Source organism: Enterococcus sp. AZ015 (assembly GCF_050499225.1).
GTDB lineage: Bacteria > Bacillota > Bacilli > Lactobacillales > Enterococcaceae > Enterococcus_D > Enterococcus_D entomosocium.
Map to the genome: position 1 here is coordinate 25,547 of NZ_JBMHEX010000001.1, position 18,350 is coordinate 43,896.

Annotated in this window: 19 protein-coding genes and 1 other annotated feature; of the genes, 16 read left to right on the top strand and 3 right to left on the bottom strand. The window is 44.5% G+C overall.

From position 1 onward, the window contains the following. Positions 1–38 precede the first annotated feature (38 nt). The 9 genes from gltX to IGK85_RS00160 all read left to right on the top strand — a co-directional run bounded on the left by gltX (position 39) and on the right by IGK85_RS00160 (position 6,943). Positions 39–1,496, top strand: coding sequence for a glutamate--tRNA ligase (gene gltX, locus IGK85_RS00120; protein ID WP_005232907.1), 1,458 nt, complete (start codon positions 39–41; stop codon positions 1,494–1,496). Then, positions 1,493–1,691, top strand: a binding site (T-box leader). (Overlaps the previous gene by 4 nt.) Before the next feature lie 65 nt (positions 1,692–1,756). After that, positions 1,757–2,293 carry a serine O-acetyltransferase EpsC gene (epsC, locus tag IGK85_RS00125; RefSeq protein ID WP_034872105.1) on the top strand — a complete coding sequence of 179 codons (537 nt, stop codon included), beginning with the start codon at positions 1,757–1,759 and terminating at the stop codon, positions 2,291–2,293. Beyond that, positions 2,286–3,698 (top strand): cysteine--tRNA ligase, encoded by a 1,413-nt coding sequence (gene cysS / locus IGK85_RS00130; protein WP_008376755.1) that lies wholly within the window; start codon positions 2,286–2,288, stop codon positions 3,696–3,698. Before epsC ends, cysS begins: the two co-directional genes overlap by 8 nt. Further along, positions 3,695–4,117 (top strand): Mini-ribonuclease 3, encoded by a 423-nt coding sequence (locus tag IGK85_RS00135; RefSeq protein WP_008376753.1) that lies wholly within the window; start codon positions 3,695–3,697, stop codon positions 4,115–4,117. Before cysS ends, IGK85_RS00135 begins: the two co-directional genes overlap by 4 nt. Then, positions 4,083–4,922 carry a 23S rRNA (guanosine(2251)-2'-O)-methyltransferase RlmB gene (rlmB, locus tag IGK85_RS00140; RefSeq protein ID WP_005232903.1) on the top strand — a complete coding sequence of 280 codons (840 nt, stop codon included), beginning with the start codon at positions 4,083–4,085 and terminating at the stop codon, positions 4,920–4,922. The genes IGK85_RS00135 and rlmB overlap by 35 nt, the downstream gene beginning before the upstream one ends. Next, positions 4,919–5,437 carry an NYN domain-containing protein gene (locus tag IGK85_RS00145; protein ID WP_005232902.1) on the top strand — a complete coding sequence of 173 codons (519 nt, stop codon included), beginning with the start codon at positions 4,919–4,921 and terminating at the stop codon, positions 5,435–5,437. The genes rlmB and IGK85_RS00145 overlap by 4 nt, the downstream gene beginning before the upstream one ends. 95 nt (positions 5,438–5,532) lie before the next feature. Then, positions 5,533–6,096 (top strand): sigma-70 family RNA polymerase sigma factor, encoded by a 564-nt coding sequence (locus tag IGK85_RS00150; RefSeq protein ID WP_005232901.1) that lies wholly within the window; start codon positions 5,533–5,535, stop codon positions 6,094–6,096. 87 nt (positions 6,097–6,183) lie between these two features. Beyond that, positions 6,184–6,429, top strand: coding sequence for a Veg family protein (locus IGK85_RS00155; protein ID WP_005226417.1), 246 nt, complete (start codon positions 6,184–6,186; stop codon positions 6,427–6,429). Between the two features lie 61 nt (positions 6,430–6,490). Continuing rightward, complete coding sequence (locus IGK85_RS00160) at positions 6,491–6,943, top strand: GNAT family N-acetyltransferase (protein WP_005232899.1); 453 nt, start codon at positions 6,491–6,493, stop codon at positions 6,941–6,943. A 96-nt stretch (positions 6,944–7,039) separates the two neighbouring features. On the opposite strand, the gene mscL is transcribed toward IGK85_RS00160, so the two are convergent. Further along, entirely contained in the window at positions 7,040–7,486 is a 447-nt protein-coding gene (mscL, locus tag IGK85_RS00165; RefSeq protein ID WP_005232898.1) for a large conductance mechanosensitive channel protein MscL, read from the bottom strand. 161 nt (positions 7,487–7,647) lie between these two features. Here mscL and yfmF point away from each other — a divergent pair, with 161 nt between their 5' ends. The 7 genes from yfmF (at position 7,648) to rny (ending at position 16,618) form a co-directional block, all read left to right on the top strand. Beyond that, positions 7,648–8,916 (top strand): EF-P 5-aminopentanol modification-associated protein YfmF, encoded by a 1,269-nt coding sequence (gene yfmF, locus IGK85_RS00170; RefSeq protein WP_005232897.1) that lies wholly within the window; start codon positions 7,648–7,650, stop codon positions 8,914–8,916. After that, the gene (gene yfmH / locus IGK85_RS00175; RefSeq protein WP_008376744.1) at positions 8,909–10,207 is read left to right on the top strand and encodes an EF-P 5-aminopentanol modification-associated protein YfmH; all 1,299 of its coding nucleotides are present in this window, start codon (positions 8,909–8,911) and stop codon (positions 10,205–10,207) included. Before yfmF ends, yfmH begins: the two co-directional genes overlap by 8 nt. A 464-nt stretch (positions 10,208–10,671) precedes the next feature. Continuing rightward, a complete protein-coding gene (locus IGK85_RS00180; RefSeq protein ID WP_005232895.1) occupies positions 10,672–11,574 on the top strand; it encodes a helix-turn-helix domain-containing protein in 903 nt (300 codons plus the stop codon). 132 nt (positions 11,575–11,706) lie between these two features. Further along, positions 11,707–12,288 carry a CDP-diacylglycerol--glycerol-3-phosphate 3-phosphatidyltransferase gene (gene pgsA, locus IGK85_RS00185; RefSeq protein ID WP_008376742.1) on the top strand — a complete coding sequence of 194 codons (582 nt, stop codon included), beginning with the start codon at positions 11,707–11,709 and terminating at the stop codon, positions 12,286–12,288. A gap of 127 nt (positions 12,289–12,415) precedes the next feature. After that, positions 12,416–13,654: a competence/damage-inducible protein A gene (locus IGK85_RS00190; RefSeq protein WP_008376739.1), complete on the top strand. Its 1,239-nt coding sequence runs from the start codon at positions 12,416–12,418 to the stop codon at positions 13,652–13,654. A gap of 102 nt (positions 13,655–13,756) precedes the next feature. After that, a complete protein-coding gene (recA, locus tag IGK85_RS00195) occupies positions 13,757–14,800 on the top strand; it encodes a recombinase RecA (RefSeq protein WP_008376737.1) in 1,044 nt (347 codons plus the stop codon). Positions 14,801–15,043: 243 nt separating this feature from the next. Then, a complete protein-coding gene (gene rny / locus IGK85_RS00200) occupies positions 15,044–16,618 on the top strand; it encodes a ribonuclease Y (RefSeq protein ID WP_005232891.1) in 1,575 nt (524 codons plus the stop codon). 302 nt (positions 16,619–16,920) lie between these two features. Here the strand turns inward: rny and treR are convergent, their stop codons facing one another. Then, the gene (gene treR, locus IGK85_RS00205; RefSeq protein WP_005226457.1) at positions 16,921–17,637 is read right to left on the bottom strand and encodes a trehalose operon repressor; all 717 of its coding nucleotides are present in this window, start codon (positions 17,635–17,637) and stop codon (positions 16,921–16,923) included. A gap of 54 nt (positions 17,638–17,691) precedes the next feature. Further along, positions 17,692–18,342 (bottom strand): beta-phosphoglucomutase, encoded by a 651-nt coding sequence (gene pgmB, locus IGK85_RS00210; protein ID WP_005232889.1) that lies wholly within the window; start codon positions 18,340–18,342, stop codon positions 17,692–17,694. Positions 18,343–18,350: the final 8 nt, after the last annotated feature.

An 18,350-nucleotide genomic window follows, 5' to 3' on the forward strand; every position in this document is an offset into this window, starting at 1 on the left:
TGGCTGGCTTGGAAATCAGATGAAGGAAGAGGAAAACAATGACAAAAGTACGTGTACGTTACGCGCCAAGTCCAACAGGACATTTACACATCGGGAATGCTCGGACGGCTTTATTCAATTATTTGTTTGCTCGTCACAATGACGGTGAATTTATTATCCGAATCGAAGACACCGATCAAAAAAGAAACATTGAAGATGGTGAAAAAAGCCAGCTTGAAAACTTGCAATGGTTAGGGATGGATTGGGACGAATCACCTGAAAATCCAGGGGAATATGGGCCGTATCGTCAATCAGAACGCGGCGATATCTACCAACCACTGATCGATCAATTGCTCGCAAGCAATCGTGCGTATAAGTGTTATTGTACGGAAGAAGAGTTGGAAGCCGAACGCGAAGGCCAAAGAACGCGTGGCGAAATGCCTCATTATGCAGGGAAATGTGCCAACTTAACACCGGAAGAGCAAGCCGAAAAAGAAGCACAAGGCTTGAAACCAGTGATTCGTTTCCGTGTCTCTCGCAATACTGAATACAAATTCCATGACATGGTCAAAGGCGAGATCGTTTTTGAATCAGATAATGTCGGTGGCGATTTTGTCATCCAAAAACGTGATGGCATGCCGACCTACAACTTTGCAGTAGCAGTGGATGACCATCATATGAAAATCACCCATGTGTTGCGTGGAGATGACCACATCGCCAACACACCAAAACAGTTGATGATCTATGAAGCATTTGGCTGGCAAGCACCGGAATTCGGGCATATGACGTTGATCATCAATAGCGAAACTGGGAAAAAATTAAGCAAACGGGACGAATCGATTCTGCAATTCATCGAGCAATACCGTGAATTGGGTTATTTGCCAGATGCTATGTTCAACTTTATTGCACTTTTAGGCTGGTCACCAGTTGGGGAGGAAGAAATTTTCTCTCAAGAAGAATTGATCAAAATCTTTGATCCTGAACGGTTGAGCAAATCACCAGCTGCTTTCGATGCCAAGAAATTGGAATGGGTCAATAACCAATACATGAAACAAATGGATTTGGATGAATTGACGGCAATGTGCGTTCCTTACTTGGTAAAAGCTGGCCGCATCGAAGAAACATTGACCGAAGAAAAAGCTGCTTGGTTGAAAAAAATCGTTTCCTTGTATCAACCACAAATGAGTTTTGCGGCTCAAATCGTCGATCTTTCGGAATTGTTCTTCGAAGAACATCCTGAATTAGATGATGCAGCCAAAGAAGTCTTGGCAGGGGAAACCGTACCGACGGTTTTAACAGCCTTTAAAGAAAAATTGCTGGCGATGCCAGTTGTTGAAGCTGCAGCAGTCAAAGCAGCTATCAAGGAGATCCAAAAAGAAACAGGCATCAAAGGCAAGAATTTATTCATGCCGATCCGAGTGGCAGTCTCAGGCCAAACCCATGGACCAGAACTACCGGATACCGTTGAATTATTAGGGAAAGAAAAAGCCCTTGATCATTTGAATAACGTGTTATAAACACAGCGAATAGACGAAGTACTAGCCGATTTTTTTCAGAGAGGCCACGGAAGGTGAGAGTGGTCAAAAAAGGCTAGGAAATGCACCTAGGAGTGGCTTTGGCGCAAGTCAAAGACGAAGCAGCGGACGTTACCCGCTTGAAGGCAGTGCCGAACTGCGAACAAAAGTGGGACCACGCAAAAAAGCGTCTTTTGAATAAGGAAACTTATTTGAAAGACGCTTTTTTCGTATCAAGAAGTTTGGATAAAGCAGGTGAGAAGATGACTTGGTTCAAAAAAGCAATTGCGGCAACAAAAAAACACGATCCGTCGGTGCGATCAACGTTGGAGATCATCATCACGTATCCGGGATTCCATGCCTTATTTTGGCATCGTTGGGCGCACTTTTTGTTTCAGCATCGCTGGTATTTTTTGGCAAAACTGACGGCCCAGTTTTGGCGTTTCTTGACCGGGATCGAGATTCATCCTGGTGCCCAGATCGGCCAAGGGGTCTTTATCGATCATGGGATGGGGGTCGTGATTGGGGAAACGGCGATCATTGAAGATGATGTCGTCTTGTTTCACGGAGTCACCCTGGGGGGAACCGGCAAAGAGCGGGGCAAGCGTCATCCCACGGTTAAAACCGGTGCGTTTCTCTCAGCCCATGCGCAGATCTTAGGTCCTGTCACGATCGGTGAATATGCAAAGATCGGCGCCAATGCAGTGGTTTTGAAGGATATCCCCGCAGAAGCAACTGCTGTCGGCATCCCGGCAAAGATCGTTCGAATCAAAGGAAAGAAGGTTACCCACGATGATTAAAATCTATAATACGCTGACACGAGAAAAAGAAGTGTTTCAGCCATTGGAAGAAAAGAAAGTAAAAATGTATGTTTGCGGACCCACCGTCTATAACTATATCCATATCGGGAATGGCCGCAGTACTGTTTCATTTGATACCGTACGTCGTTATTTCGAATACCGCGGCTATACAGTGGACTATTTGATGAATTTTACTGATGTCGATGATAAAATCATTCGTGCAGCAAAAGAATTAGGTACGACGGCCCCAGAAGTGGCAGAGCGTTTTATCAACGCCTTCAATGAAGATACTTCAGCGCTGAATGTCAAACCTGCTACGATGAATCCTCGTGTGATGGATCATATTGAAGACATCATTGCCTTTATTGCTGCTCTTGTAGAAAAAGGCTATGCCTATCCAGTCAATGGCGATGTTTATTACCGTACCCGTAAATTTGCTCACTATGGGCAATTAAGCGACCAATCCATCGACGAGCTGGAAGTCGGCGCAAGCCAGCGAACCGGTGAAGAACAAAAAATCAAGGAAGATCCGTTGGATTTTGCTTTGTGGAAAGCGGCAAAAGGCGATGAGATCGCTTGGGAATCTCCTTGGGGAGCCGGCCGTCCCGGCTGGCATATCGAATGCTCGGTGATGGCGACCAAACACCTAGGCGAGACCATCGATATTCATGGAGGCGGACAAGACTTGACCTTCCCTCATCATGAAAATGAGATCGCCCAAAGCGAGGCAAAAACCGGCAAGACCTTTGCCAACTATTGGATGCATAATGGCTATGTGACGATCGGTGAAGACGAAGAAAAAATGAGTAAGTCGCTGGGCAACTTCGTCACGGTGCATGAGATGGTCAAAAAAGTTGATCCACAGGTGCTGCGTTTCTTTTTGGCAACGACTCAGTACCGCCGACCAATCAAATACAGCGAAACTACCTTGCATGAAGCACAAACCAATCTGCAAAAATTGCGTACGACCTATGAAAATGCCAAATTCCGCTTGAATAGCAGTCACTATCAAGCCAGCGATGAGGAAGTCAATGCACCGGTTCTGGAAGAATTTGAAGAACGTTTCATCAAAGAAATGGACGATGATTTCAACGCGGCTAATGGGATCACAGTGGTCTATGAATTGGCGAAGTGGCTGAACTTAGCTAGCGAAGACCCAGAAACAGACTTGGCTTTATTAACCGCTGGATTAGCCAAGTTCAGCGAATGGCTGACGATTTTCGGGATTTATTTTGTATCAGAAGAATTGCTAGATGAAGAAATCGAACAGCTGATCAATGAACGAATCGCCGCCCGCAAAGCCAAAGATTTTGCCCGCAGCGACCAAATCCGTGATGAGTTGAAAGAACAAGGGATCATCTTAGAAGATACCCCGCAAGGAACCCGATGGAGACGAGAAATATGAGAGATTATAAACAATTGAATGGTTTGGCATTGGCCTATGTGGGGGATGCGGTCTATGAAGTCTATATTCGCGATTATTTAGTCGCCCAAGGCCAAACCCGACCAAACCAACTGCACCATATGGCGACCCACTATGTATCTGCCAAGGCCCAAGCAGTGTTGATCCAAAAGATGTTGGATGAAGAGATCTTGACCGAAGAAGAACATGATTTTTATCGCCGCGGCCGTAATAGTAAAAGTCATACGGGTGCCAAAAATGCCGATGTCACGACGTATCGCATCGCTACTGGCTTTGAATCGCTGATCGGGTATTTGCACCTCACGCAGCAAAAAGAACGCTTAGACGAGCTGGTAGACTGGTGTATAAAGAAAGTAGGAGAAGAAGATGCGAGAAAAACCGCAAAGAAAGCGTCCAAATAAAAAAACAGCTGGCCAATCAGAAGCCAGAAAAGAAAATAGACCGGATCGCCGCAAAGAAGCCGAGGGAGAAGCCATCGAAGATAATTTTGTCTTTGGCTATCATGCGGTTGCTGAAGCCTTGAAAGAAGGGCGAGGCAACAAGCTGTTTCTTTCTGAAGAGGCAAGGGGAGAAAAGATCGATCGTCTGAAAGAAATGGCACGGGAACAGGCAGTTCCTGTCAAATGGGTGCCAAAACAAAAGCTGGATACGATGAGTGACCAAGGGGTCCATCAAGGCATGATCTTGGCGATCACCCCTTACCAGTATTTGACCTTGGATGAATTGTTGGCCCAAACGAAAGAACAGCCGCTGTATCTGATTTTAGATAATCTAGAAGATCCCCATAATTTCGGCTCCATCATGCGAACCGCTGATGCCAGCGGCGTAGACGGGATCATCATTCCGAAACACCGTGCGGTGGGGATCACGCCGATCGTGGTGAAAACATCGACCGGCGCAGTGGAACATATCCCTGTGGCTCGAGTGACCAACTTGACCCAAGCAGTCCAGCAGCTGAAAAAAGCTGGTTTTTGGATCTTCGGTACTGATATGAGTGGCAGTGATTACCGCACATGGAATGCCCAAGGGGCGGTCGGTTTGATCATCGGTAACGAAGGTCGCGGCATGGGGGAAGGTTTGAAAAAAGAAGTGGATCAAATGCTGACGATCCCAATGACCGGGCACGTGCAGAGCTTGAACGCCAGTGTGGCGGCAGGCTTGTTGATGTATCAGGCCTTTACTAGCCGAAATGGGGCATCCCAATGAAAACCCCTTTGCTGATCGTGGATGGCTACAATATGATTGGCGCTTGGCCGGAGCTGGTTCTTTTGAAAAATCAGGACCGTTTAGAAGATGCGAGAGAAGCTTTGCTGAACCGGCTATCGAATTATGCAAAATATGAAGGCTTGAGAATCATCGTTGTTTTTGATGCCCAACTGGTGCCTGGTGTGACACAAAGTTACACCAAATATCAGCTGGAAGTTATTTTTACCGAAGAAGGAGAGACCGCCGACAGCTACATTGAACGAATCGCTGGTGAGTTAAACAATCGATTGACGCAAGTCACCGTCGCTACCAGCGATTTAGCCGAACAGTGGGTGATCTTCTCTCAAGGTGCTTTGCGAACTTCGGCACGGGAATTGTACAAAAGCGTGGAAAAAACAGAAAAAGACATCCACGAGCATCAAACCGATTTGCGGTTTGAAAATTTCCGGCGCAATTCCCCTTGGTCACCGGAACAATTAGCTGAACTTGAAAAGAAATTGCGCGACCTTAGTTAGGGACAAAGTTGGTCTGGTAAATTAGAAGATGTCCCAGCCATTTATGATACGCTCCTTTTGTAGCAAATGAAGCAAAAACAAAAGGAGTGATATCGATGCGCAGGGAAGAAGGACAAGTATCACACCCTTCTGATAGATTTGAAGAGTTGTTCAGAAAATATCGACCGATCGTTGAGATTTTGCATAAAAAATATTATCTGCGGGATTATGACTTAGATGATTGGCTGCAAGAAGGCCGGATCGTTTTTAATAAGTGTCTAAAGACTTACGATCAGGACAAAGGAACGACGCTGGGTATCTTGTTTAAGCGATCCTTTGAAAACCGTATCTGCAGCTTGTTGCGGGCGCAGCATGCCCAAAAACGCAAAGCCCAAGTCGATGCCTGCTCGCTGGAAGAAAAGCTTTCACAGGAAGGCAATCGGTTTTTGACCGATCATAATCGCTGTGCGGAAACTGCAGAGACCTATTTGTTTGTTAATGAATCGTTGGTAGAGTATCCGAAAAGTTTATCGTCTTTAGAAAGAATGGTTATAATGAATTATTTAAAAGGATTAGAACTTGATCAGATTGCGGCTCAAGAAAAGCTGTCTTACGAAAAAATAAAAAGCGCTTTCAGTCGCGGTAGGACAAAATTGATAGCGCTTATCAAAGACGTTTAACAAAAATCTTATTGAAAGTAGAATTATTTTATGGTAAACTTGAAATTTTCTGCATTTCGTGGTATAATGATGCTCGAGGTGAATGCGATGCCAACAACTTTAGCTACAATCAAGAAAGATTTAGAAGGCCGTATCGGTAGTGAGATTATGCTAGTTGCTCAGACTGGACGTAAGCGTCAAACTGAACGTCGCGGCGTTTTGACAGAAACTTATCCTTCAGTTTTTGTTGTAGATTTGGATCCAAACGAGAATTCATTCGAGCGGGTTTCTTATAGTTATTCAGATATTTTAACTAGAACTGTTGAGATTGAATTTTTATCGGAAGCTGTTTGAAACAAGAAGAGTTGACACTTTGTTGACTCTTTTTTGGTTCAACAAGATAAGGAGTGATGGGATGGCGTTTTTTCTAAAAGAGTTAGGGGAAATGACTGGGGTGGAGTTTTATCAACTTGCCCGTTTGCGCACAGCAGTTTTTGTGGTGGAACAAGCGTGTGCGTATCAGGAGATCGATGCGATCGATGCACAGGCCAAACATTTATGGGCCCTTGATGAGGACGGGCAGGTCGTTTCATACGCCCGTATTTTCCAGCAGGAACAAACGGTGCATTTTGGTCGGATCATTGTGGCACCGGCATACCGGGGGCAAAAAGAAGGCCATCGTCTGATCAAAGAAGTTTTGCATCGCATTGAGCAGTGTTATCCGGCTTTGCCTATTGAGATCGAAGCACAAGCCCACTTAGAAAAATTCTACGGCCAGTATGGCTTTAAAACCATTACACCGCCTTTTTATGAAGACGGGATCCTGCATGTCGGGATGAAAAAAGAAGCAAGCACAGCGACTCTCTAGAGCGGTTCGCCGTGCTTGCTTCTTTTAGTGCTATGATTGATGGATCGGATGAATCCGAATTGCTTCTTTTGTCCTTAATGACAAAGAGCCGGTTTCTTATCTGATCGTATCGTCCAATGATGTTGGACGTGGATCAACGGTGTTGGCAGTAGGCGTTTGCGCTTTTAAAAGATCACGAATCTCTTCTAAATAATCCTCTGCAGTGATTTCTGGTACTTCGTCTTCCTCAGGTTGTTGTTTCAGATTGCGTAATTTGTTCACTGCTTTGACAATCAAGAACAAGACAAATGCGGTAATCAAGAACGTAATAATGGCAGTGATGACGCGGCCAAAATCAAAGACTACATTTTTGGCGGGTTCAAAGACCAAGCCAGAAAAGGCATCGGCGTTACCGAAGAGTGATAAGATCCATGAAACCAATGGTGTCAGCAATCCTTCAACTAAACTAGTGACGATTGCGGTGAAGGCACTCCCGATTACGACCCCGATCGCCAAGTCAATGACGTTTCCTCGTAAAATAAATTCTTTAAATTCTTTAATCATCCTGTATCCTCCCTTCTAAATCTTACTGACAGTATAGCGAAAAATGCAAGATTTATAAAAAAAAACGCTCGCTGCAGCAGGTTTGATCAATGAGCCAAGGAGAAAGTTTGTCAGCTATGCTATAATTGAAGAGATAATTTTGCTTCTAGAAGGGGTGTCACATGTCTATTGAATTAAAAAAAGGTGTTCGGTTAACGGTGCTGCCGACCAAAAAGTATAAAACGATCCGTTTTTTCGTTCGGTTCACTGCACCATTGCAGGCCGAAATGACCGCCAAACGGACTTTATTGACTAGTTTATTAGAAACGACTAGTTTGGCTTATCCGACGCAGACCGCATTTAGCAGTCAACTGGCGGAGCTTTACGGTGCCAGCTTTGGAATGAATGTCAACAAACGGGGCAATCTGCATCAAATCAATGCAGCGATGTCCTTTGTCAACGGGAAGTATGTGTCAGATGAAGCAGTCTTGCCGCAAGCAGCCGCTTTTTTAGCAGAAGTTTTGTTCCATCCGAATGCCCACGAGGAGCAATTTGAGGAAAAGAACTTTACCATCGAAAAGCACAACTTGATCGCCTATATGAACAGCGTGGCAGAAGATAAGCAAGCATTGGCTTCTTTAGGGCTGCAAGAGTTGTATTTCGAAAACGATCAGAATCAGAAGTATCCGAGCTTTGGCCGTCCCCAAGACTTAGAAGCTGTGACCGCAAAAGAGCTTTACCAAACCTATCGCTCAATGATGGACAATGACCAAATCGATCTTTTTGTGATCGGCGATGTGGTTGAAGCAGAAGTCGCGGAGATTTTCCAGAACATGGCCTTTACCGATCGGCCAGACCAAGCAATACCGGTCTTTTATCAGCAAGCGGCGGAAAATATCATTCGCGAGAAAATCTTGCGGGAACCAATCATTCAAGCCAAATTGAACTTAGGCTATCATACTGGCGTGTATTATGACCAAGCCGAGCGGATCGCCTTTATGGTCTTCAACGGGTTGTTTGGCGGATTCCCTCATTCAAAACTGTTTATGAATGTCCGAGAGAAAGAAAGTTTGGCTTATTATGCTTCCAGCAGTATCGATACGTTTCGCGGGTACTTGTCGGTCCAAACAGGAATCGACGGCAAAAACCGCGACAAGGTCTTCAAATTGATCGAACAACAGCTGCAAAGCTTGCAGCGTGGCGAAGTCACAGCGGAAGAACTGGCACAAACAAAAGCGATGTTGAAAAACCAGTACTTGCTTTCGTTGGATAACCCACAAGCACTGATCGAAACAGCCTATCTGAATCAGTGGGTACCGAATACGAAAATGACGGAAGATGAATTTATGCAGAAATTGGCTCAAGTGACCGTAGCAGATGTCCAAGCATTGGCCAAAAACGTGTCCTTGCAAGCTGTATTCTTCCTGGATAAGGAGACGACCCATGAATAAAAAAGTCTATCAGCAAATCAATGAGACCCTTTATGAAGAAGTATTGCCAAACGGCTTGAAAGTTTATTTGCTGCCAAAAGCCGATTTCCATAAAACTTACGGACTTTTCAGTACGAACTATGGCTCTGTCGACAATCATTTCGGGTTTTCACCCGAAGCATTGCATCAAGTTCCAGATGGCATTGCCCATTTTCTAGAGCACAAACTGTTTGAAAAAGAAGACGGCGATGTCTTTCAAACCTTTGGTCAGCAGGGGGCTTCTGCCAATGCCTTTACCAGTTTCACGAAAACCAGCTACCTTTTTTCGGCAACCGATCAAATCAAGCTGAACCTTGAAACGTTGATTGATTTCGTTCAAGCCCCGTATTTCACAGAAGAAACCGTTGAAAAAGAAAAAGGGATCATTGGCCAAGAAATCCAAATGTATGATGACGATCCGAACTGGCAGCAGTTTTTCGGCATCATCAAAAATTTGTATCCGAAGCACCCCCTGCATATCGATATCGCTGGTACGGTGGAAAGCATTGCGCAGATCACCGCAGAAGACTTGTATCTTTGCTACAATACCTTCTATCACCCAAGCAACATGACACTTTTTGTGGTAGGCAATATCAATCCGGAAGAAACGATGGCGTGGATTCGGACCAATCAAGCGGCCAAGACCTTTCCAGAAACGCAAGCGATCATTCGCCAGTTTCCTGAAGAAACCTTTGCCGATATTCAAGCAGAATCAAGCCTTACCATGCCAGTGACACGTGCTAAAGGCGTGTTAGGGATCAAAGGGGACTTGAACAAACTGCCGGAATCAGGAAGAGAGCTCTTATGCTTCAAAAATGCGTTGAACCTTTTCTGCCAATTGGTTTTAGGCAATACTTCCGCCAATTATTTACGTCTGTATGATCAAGGCATCATCGATGACACGTTTGGATTTGAAGTGAACTTGGATCGCGGCTTTTACTTTGCCGATTTCTCGGGGGATTCTGAAGAGCCAAAAGAAATGTTGGCAGAGATCGAAGCGATCTTAATGAATTTCCAGCACGACCCAGGGATTAATGAAGAAAACTTGACGTTATTGAAGAAGAAAATGCTAGGGAAATACTTCCAATCACTGAACTCATTGGAGTTTATTGCAAACCAGTTTACCCAAAGCTTATTCGGTGAAACGACGCTCTTTGATCTACCGGAGGTGATCCAATCGATCACTTTGGAAGATGTTCAGCAAGCGGCTCGTTCCTTTATCGATCCTAAAGCGTTTAGCCGTTTTTACATGTATCCAACGGAAAAAGCCTAAGCGAAGGCTGGTTTTGTCAAATAGCTGTCATTTAAGCGACACTGAATGATTCAAGGAGGAAGGCCCAACAGCTCAAGGGCTGCCCAACTCCTAGATCATTCAGTGTTTTCTTTTTGCGTCAAAGGGTGTTTTTTTCTTGCATTTTGATGCCAATTTGGCGAAAAGTATTAAAATTTGTTTGCGAGTTGTGGTTAGGCTATCCTCAGACTTTTTCTTTTATGGTATTCTTTAATTATTGAAGCAAAATCTTTTTTTGTTTTTTTGCAAAAAATCACGGAAAAAATGTTATATTTAGTAGACGGCGCGCCCAGATGGAAATCGGCGTGACGGAGTTTTTTTTATTGACTGATACAGGGAACCCCTGTTTTAAAATGATAGAGCAGCTTTGCTGACCTTACGACAAGCAGCGAAGCGATTTTAGGGCTTTTTTTAAAGATGAATAAAAGACTGGAGTAGATGATCGAGTGGCCAACGAAACAACGATTGGAGCAAAATTACGGCAAGCCCGTTTAGATAAGAACATTTCATTGATTGAATTACAACAAATGACAAAGATCCAAAAACGCTATTTAGAAGCAATTGAAGCGGAGCGTTTTGATCAATTGCCAGGCACTTTTTATGTCCGCGCGTTTATTCGCCAATATGCAGCAGCGGTTGGAGAAGACGGCGACAAATTGGTGGCCGTTTTTGATGGCAAAGATACGTTAGACGCCCCCTTACCAAAAAGACCGCAGCCTGAAACCGTCAGCGGCTCACGAAAAGCACAGCACGTAGAAGAAAAAAGCGGCTCATTTGTCGTCCGCTATTTGCCGATGATTCTATTAGGCCTGGTTGCCATTACGATCGTGAGTATCGTGGGCTACATGGCTTGGCAAGACCGTAATACAACACCGATGATCCAAGGGAGTTCTTCTCTCGTGGTAGAAAATTCGGCGTCTACAGCTTCCACCACGACAAGTACGGAAGAAACCAGTACTTCGAGTGAAGCGACGGAGTCCTCAAGTACGACGGAATCCAGCGAAGCGAAAATGACGATGACGGCTAGCGATTCCACGCAATCCTCGATCACGATCACGATGAAAGATGCGGAAAACCCTATTGAATTGGCATTTACTGGGCTAGATGCTTCTTGTTGGGTCGGTGTACAAGTTGACAATGCTTATGTGTACCAATACACTCTACAAGCAGGGGAAACGCAATCAATGACGCTGCCAGAAGGCGCCACGAATGCGACTTTGACCCTGGGAGCAAGCCAAAATATCTCCATCAAGGCCAATGGACAGGAAGTGGACTTTTCTGATCCGCAATTTGAATTGTTACAAAAGACGGTCCGTCTCGTGATTGAATACCAAGACGATGCGGCATAAATCTGACAAATGCGCCTTATTGAGGTATCATTAGCTAAAAAGTTATCTGTTGCACCCGACTGGTGAAAAGCAGAAGTAGTGGCATGATTTGCCGTTATTTCGTACAATAGTCGGCAGAGAGGAGTCTATTTCGTGAATTTACCCAATCAATTAACTGTATTACGGATCATTATGATCCCCATCTTTATTTTGGTCTTGGTTTTGCCGATCGATCTTGGCACGCTGACCGTTGGTACGACACAATTAGAAAACACGCACCTTATTGCAGCGATCCTTTTTGCGGCAGCCAGCATTACGGACTGGCTAGATGGCAAGATCGCTCGTTCCAGAGGCCTTGTTACCAACTTCGGGAAGTTTGCTGACCCGTTAGCAGATAAAATGCTCGTCATGACGGCTTTTATCATGCTGGTCGAATTAGACAAAGCCCCAGGCTGGGTAGTTTCGATCATCGTTTGCCGTGAGTTGGCAGTGACAGGTTTACGCTTGTTGTTAGTGGAACAAAGTGGCGAAGTCATGGCTGCTGCGTGGCCGGGGAAAATCAAAACCGCGACACAAATGGTTGCGATCATTTTCTTGTTCTTGAACAACATTCCCTTTTCAATGATCGGTTTACCTGTCGATCAAATCATGTTGTATCTATGCCTGATCTTCACGATCTATTCCGGGGTCGATTATTTCATAAAAAATACGAATGTTTTTAAAGATTCTATGTAAAAGTTCTAGATCTAGATAAAGAAGCGATAAAAACAAGGATACAAGTCACGAAAGTTCAGAAGTTTTCTGGACTTTTTTTGTCAATATGAAAGACTTTTACGTATCTGATAAATGAAGGAGTAAAAGAATGAAAGCAGAAATTATTGCAGTCGGGACCGAATTACTTTTAGGACAGGTGGTGAATACGAACGCGACCTTCTTGTCAGAAGAACTGGCAAGTCTAGGGATCGATGTTTTTTATCATAGTGTTGTCGGGGACAACCCCAATCGCTTAGAGGAATTGCTGACGATCGCCGACAAACGCAGCGACTTGATCGTGCTGTGCGGCGGCTTAGGGCCCACCGACGATGACTTGACGAAACAAGTCACTGCCCGCCATGTGGGACAGGAATTAGTGCGAGATGAACCAGGTTATCACCAATTGAAAGCCTTCTTTGAAAACAGTCAACGGAGGATGACGGAAAACAATTTGCGGCAGACCTTAGTCTTCAAAGACGGTGTGTCTTTGCCAAATCCCAATGGACTAGCGATCGGGATCTTTTATCAGACAGCCGCTACCAGTTATTTGCTGCTGCCGGGACCGCCAAGTGAACTGCAGGCGATGTTTCTTACCCACGCAAAACCACTTCTGTTAGAGCAGTTTCCCCAAGAAGAAGTCTTGCTTTCTCGCGTTTTGCGCTATTACGGGATCGGGGAATCGGCGTTGGTCACAGAATTGGCCGATTTGATCGAGAATCAAGTCAATCCCACCATTGCTCCTTATGCCAAACCCAATGAGGTCACGTTGCGTCTGACGGTCAAAACCGCAGACGAGGCGCAAGGGATCAAACAATTGGATGCATTAGAAGAAACCGTCCAAGCACGGGTCGGTGCGTATTTCTATGGATATGGGGAACAAAATTCGCTGGCAGAAACAGTCGTCGAGCTACTGATCGAGAAAAAGAAAACCGTCACCGCAGCGGAAAGTTTGACCGCTGGTTTGTTCCAAGCGACCCTAGGAGGGATTCCTGGCGTCTCTGAGGTGTTTCCCGGTGGGTTCGTGACATATTCTGCTGGAACAAAAAGCAAGCTCTTAGGCATCGATCCAGCGCTTTTAGAAAGCTATGGGACTGTTAGTCAGGAATGTGCGGAAGCAATGGCCGTCTATGCCCGCAAACAAGCAGAGACCGATTATGCGGTGGCGTTTACTGGTGTTGCTGGTCCGGACGAACTAGAAGGCCAGCCCAAAGGCACTGTTTGGATCGCCTTAGCTTCTGACAAAGGCGTCTCGAGCCAGCTGTATCACTTCAACCGCGACCGCGCCTATATTCGGCATAGTGCTGTCATGGCAGGCTTAAATCAAATACGTAAGGAATTATTAAATTAATGCGAATGTTTGTTCGTTTTTTCTTGCAATTTCCCTTCAGAAGGACTATTATTATCTTATGAACGACACACGAAAGTGATGAATATAAGGAGGATTATCCGTTTGGCAGATGATCGTAAAGCAGCCTTAGATGCTGCACTAAAGAAGATTGAAAAGAACTATGGTAAAGGTGCCATCATGAAGCTTGGCGAAAAAGTTGATCAACAAATTTCAACGATCCCAAGTGGTTCATTGGCCTTGGATGTTGCATTAGGTGTAGGTGGTTACCCACGAGGACGGATCGTAGAAGTTTACGGCCCAGAAAGTTCTGGTAAAACGACAGTTGCTTTACATGCCATTGCGGAAGTCCAAAAAAATGGCGGAACAGCAGCATTTATCGATGCCGAACATGCGTTAGATCCTCAGTATGCGCAAAAATTAGGTGTAAATATCGATGATCTTTTGTTATCACAACCAGATACAGGGGAACAAGGATTAGAGATCGCTGACGCCTTAGTTTCAAGTGGTGCGGTTGATATCGTAGTTATTGACTCGGTAGCAGCTTTAGTCCCACGGGCGGAGATCGATGGTGAAATGGGTGATACCCACGTTGGTTTGCAAGCTCGTTTGATGTCACAAGCATTACGGAAACTTTCTGGTTCCATCAACAAAACGAAAACGATCGCGATCTTTATCAACCAAATTCGCGAAAAAGTTGGGATTATGTTTGGGAATCCAGAAACGACACCTGGTGGACGTGCGTTGAAATTCTATTCAACCATCCGTTTGGAAGTACGTCGTGCTGAGCAATTGAAATCCGGTACAGATATCATCGGGAACCGCACGAAGATCAAAGTAGTCAAAAACAAAGTAGCGCCACCATTTAAAGTAGCGGAAGTCGACATGATGTATGGTCTAGGTATTTCACAAGAAGGTGAATTATTGGATATGGCCGTGGAACAAGACATCGTTGATAAAAGCGGTGCGTGGTATGCCTATAAAGGGGATCGCATCGGTCAAGGTCGTGAAAACGCCAAAAACTATATGCGTGAACACCAAGAAATGATGCTAGAAGTTTCTGCTCGCGTCCGCGATGCTTACGGGATTGGAACAGGAGAGACCGTAACCCTCGAGGAAGCGCAAGAAGAATTACCATTAGACGAATAAGTCTTGAAAAAGCCAAACAACGAGGTTGTTTGGCTTTTTTGTGGCTTTTTGCTAGATTCATCTATTGTTGAAAAAACATCCGTAAAAAGGAAGGGTTGCGAAAGTTTACTTTATTATTTAAAGTTGACACTCTTGTGTTCAAACATTAGAATAAACGTATGTGGATTTCCACATAAGAAGTAGCGAATTGATAATTTTGTTATCCTTTGTTAATCAAAATTACAAAATATTTAAAAAGATAGTATGGAGGTGGATTCATTGGAACTACTTTACATTCTCCTCGCTATCATCGGTTTAATTGTCGGTCTTGGATTAGGAGTTTATGTGACGAAATCTCGTCATGAGAAAGAAATCAACGGCGCCCAAAATTCTGCAGCTGGAATTATCGAAAGCGCTAAGAAAGAAGCAGAAACTCTTAAAAAAGAAGCATTGTTAGAAGCTAAGGAAGAAAATCAGAAGTATCGGTCAGAGATTGAAAGTGAGTTGAAAGAAAGCAAACTTGATTTAAAATCACAAGAAAATCGTTTACTCCAAAGAGAACAAGTACTTGATCGTAAGGACGATTCTTTGGAAAAACGAGAACGCTCACTTGAAGATAAAGAAGGCAGACTTAGTGAGAAACAACAATTAATTGACGAGCGAGAAAAAGAAGTAGAAAACTTAATCGATGGACAACAGAAAGAATTAGAGCGCATCGCCGCGCTGTCTAGAGATGAAGCAAAAGAGTTGATCATGAAATCAACGGAAGAGGAATTGAACCATGAATTAACGATCATGGTCAAAGAATCTGAACAGCGTGCGAAGGAAGAAGCAGATCGAAAAGCAAAAAATCTCTTGTCCCTAGCAATCCAACGTTGTGCCGCAGACCAAGTGTCTGAAACCACGGTATCGGTCGTATCATTACCAAATGATGAGATGAAAGGTCGAATCATCGGAAGAGAAGGTCGGAACATTCGGACCCTTGAAACATTGACAGGGATCGATTTGATCATCGATGACACGCCAGAAGCAGTCGTCTTATCAGGATTTGATCCGATTCGCCGTGAAATTGCTCGTATGACCCTTGAAAAACTGATTCAAGACGGCCGGATCCATCCAGCTCGAATTGAAGAAATGGTCGAAAAATCTCGGAAAGAAATGGATGAGCATATTCGTGAATATGGGGAACAAGCAGCCTTTGAAGTCGGTGCTCACACCCTTCATCCAGACTTGATCAAGATTTTAGGTCGTTTGCGTTTCCGTACCAGCTACGGACAAAACGTCTTGAACCACTCGATCGAAGTCGCAAAACTAACCGGTGTTCTTGCCGCAGAATTAGGCGAAGATATTCAGTTAGCCAAACGTGCCGGACTCTTGCATGATATCGGGAAAGCCCTTGACCATGAAATCGAAGGCTCTCACGTTGAGATCGGGGCTGAGTTAGCTGCCAAATACAAAGAAAATGGTGTGGTGATCAATGCGATCGCTTCTCACCATGGAGATGTTGAAGCAACATCGGTTATCTCTGTTTTAGTTGCAGCCGCAGATGCCTTGTCAGCAGCGCGTCCAGGTGCCCGCAGCGAATCATTGGAAAATTATATTCGCCGCTTGCAAAACCTAGAAAATATCGCCAACGGCTTCAAAGGTGTCGATTCCAGTTTTGCCGTCCAAGCCGGACGTGAAGTCCGTGTAATGGTCAAACCAGAAGAGATTTCTGATTTGGATGCTGTACGATTGGTTCGCGACATCCGCAAGAAGATCGAAGACGATTTGGATTACCCAGGTCATATCAAAGTAACCGTTATTCGCGAGACCCGCGCAACGGATTACGCCAAATAGCAAGCAAAAGCAGTATCCTCTCAGAGGGTACTGCTTTTTTTGTGTGGCTGACTGTTAATAAGGACGACTGAGTTGTTCAAAATCAACTGTGCTTTTCATCAGTCCCATAAATGATTGAGCCTTTTTTGTTCGTCGGCAGCCAAACGCCGGGAAAGCAAAAGGATGAATCGTTAGCGACAGAGGCGAAAAGAGGAAGGATCGATCCAGCATCATCTCGAGAGGGGTGGATTGAAACATAAAACAGACCCAGACTTCTCGGTGAAGTCTAGGTCTGTTTTGTCTTTTTCAAGTCTATACGTCCATCAAATCTTGCGTCGACGGGCAAAGTCCACAAAGCGGAATTTATCCAGTCGGTGGATCGATTCGGTGTATTCAAAACAGCGCGTGTCTTCTAGATACACGAGGCTGCGAACCGTAACGACATGCTGATCTTCAGGACGCAGATCCATTAGATCCCGCAATTCTTTGTTGACGGGGTCAACAGTGATTTCTTTTTGTGCATAAGCGATCTCAAGGCCAAGATCATTTTCAAAGTAATCAAAAATCGATACTTTCGCTCGGTTTTCTGGCAACTCTTCGATGATAGAAGCATCAAGGTAATCTTTATCCAAAATCACCACTTCTCCATCGATTCTCCGCTGACGGATCAGTTTCCATGCCTCAGAAGCGACAGGCCAACCAGTGGTCTCGTGCAGCTTTGGCGAAACGGCGATCTTACGGATCTCGACAACCTTTGTTTCACTAGGAATGCGTTGGGTATCTTGCAGCTCACGAAAACTCGTCAAGCCGGAAATTGGGAAATCAAAGCGATTCAAGTCTAAAACGATCGAACCTTTCCCTTGTTTCTTTTGGATATAACCAGCATCCCGCAATAAATTCAATGCCTTACGGACAGTCTCGCGGGAGACACCATAAGTTTTGATCAATTGGTTTTCGCTAGGCAGCAAAGAATGCGGAGGGTATTCGTTTGCTAGAATTTTTTGTTCTAAATCTAAAAATATCTCTTTGAACTTGTTCATCGGATTGCCCCCTCTTTGGCTATTATAGCGAGGCCAATTTGGAAATGCAATCGACTATTTCGCCAAAAGTTCGTCAATGTTTAGATCCGTCAATTTTTCAACGATCACATCTGCACCGTGTAGTTCTTCTCCTGAATAAACGCCTACCGCGTACATACCAGCAGCTTTGATGCCGTCGATCCCTGCTTGAGCATCTTCAAACCCAACTGCTTCTGCCGGTTCAATGCCTAGTGCTAGCGCTGCTTGGATAAAGATTTCTGGATCTGGTTTGCCTTTTTTCAAGGTTGCTGGGTCAACGATCGTATCAAAGTCTTGCATGACACCTAGTTTGTCCAAAATAAACGGCGCATTCTTGGATGCCGAAGCGATGGCACAAGGAATATTTTTTGCTTTGGCTTCATCAAGGAACGTCTTTACCCCCGGCAATAGATCATCAGGAGTCAAGCTTTGTAATAATTGTACATAGTGGGTATTTTTCTTTGTCGCTAAGGCTTCTTTTTCGACTTCTGTGTAGGCATCATTTTTGTTGCCTAGTGTTAAGATTCGCTCTAAAGAATCCATGCGGCTAATGCCTTTTAACTGCTCATTGAATTTCAAATCGATCTCGATCCCAATCTCCGCAGCTAATTCTTTCCATGCGATGTAGTGGTATTTAGCTGTATCCGTGATAACGCCGTCTAAATCAAAAACAAATCCTTTTTTCATGTGTAAAA

What these genes read in the sequence shown, in the direction of transcription:
- gltX (WP_005232907.1), top strand. Translation starts at nt 39, where the DNA reads ATGACAAAAGTACGTGTACGTTACGCGCCAAGTCCAACAGGACATTTA.
- epsC (WP_034872105.1), top strand. Translation starts at nt 1,757, where the DNA reads ATGACTTGGTTCAAAAAAGCAATTGCGGCAACAAAAAAACACGATCCG.
- cysS (WP_008376755.1), top strand. Translation starts at nt 2,286, where the DNA reads ATGATTAAAATCTATAATACGCTGACACGAGAAAAAGAAGTGTTTCAG.
- IGK85_RS00135 (WP_008376753.1), top strand. Translation starts at nt 3,695, where the DNA reads ATGAGAGATTATAAACAATTGAATGGTTTGGCATTGGCCTATGTGGGG.
- rlmB (WP_005232903.1), top strand. Translation starts at nt 4,083, where the DNA reads ATGCGAGAAAAACCGCAAAGAAAGCGTCCAAATAAAAAAACAGCTGGC.
- IGK85_RS00145 (WP_005232902.1), top strand. Translation starts at nt 4,919, where the DNA reads ATGAAAACCCCTTTGCTGATCGTGGATGGCTACAATATGATTGGCGCT.
- IGK85_RS00150 (WP_005232901.1), top strand. Translation starts at nt 5,533, where the DNA reads ATGCGCAGGGAAGAAGGACAAGTATCACACCCTTCTGATAGATTTGAA.
- IGK85_RS00155 (WP_005226417.1), top strand. Translation starts at nt 6,184, where the DNA reads ATGCCAACAACTTTAGCTACAATCAAGAAAGATTTAGAAGGCCGTATC.
- IGK85_RS00160 (WP_005232899.1), top strand. Translation starts at nt 6,491, where the DNA reads ATGGCGTTTTTTCTAAAAGAGTTAGGGGAAATGACTGGGGTGGAGTTT.
- mscL (WP_005232898.1), bottom strand. Translation starts at nt 7,486, where the DNA reads ATGATTAAAGAATTTAAAGAATTTATTTTACGAGGAAACGTCATTGAC.
- yfmF (WP_005232897.1), top strand. Translation starts at nt 7,648, where the DNA reads ATGTCTATTGAATTAAAAAAAGGTGTTCGGTTAACGGTGCTGCCGACC.
- yfmH (WP_008376744.1), top strand. Translation starts at nt 8,909, where the DNA reads ATGAATAAAAAAGTCTATCAGCAAATCAATGAGACCCTTTATGAAGAA.
- IGK85_RS00190 (WP_008376739.1), top strand. Translation starts at nt 12,416, where the DNA reads ATGAAAGCAGAAATTATTGCAGTCGGGACCGAATTACTTTTAGGACAG.
- rny (WP_005232891.1), top strand. Translation starts at nt 15,044, where the DNA reads ATGGAGGTGGATTCATTGGAACTACTTTACATTCTCCTCGCTATCATC.
- treR (WP_005226457.1), bottom strand. Translation starts at nt 17,637, where the DNA reads ATGAACAAGTTCAAAGAGATATTTTTAGATTTAGAACAAAAAATTCTA.
- pgmB (WP_005232889.1), bottom strand. Translation starts at nt 18,342, where the DNA reads ATGAAAAAAGGATTTGTTTTTGATTTAGACGGCGTTATCACGGATACA.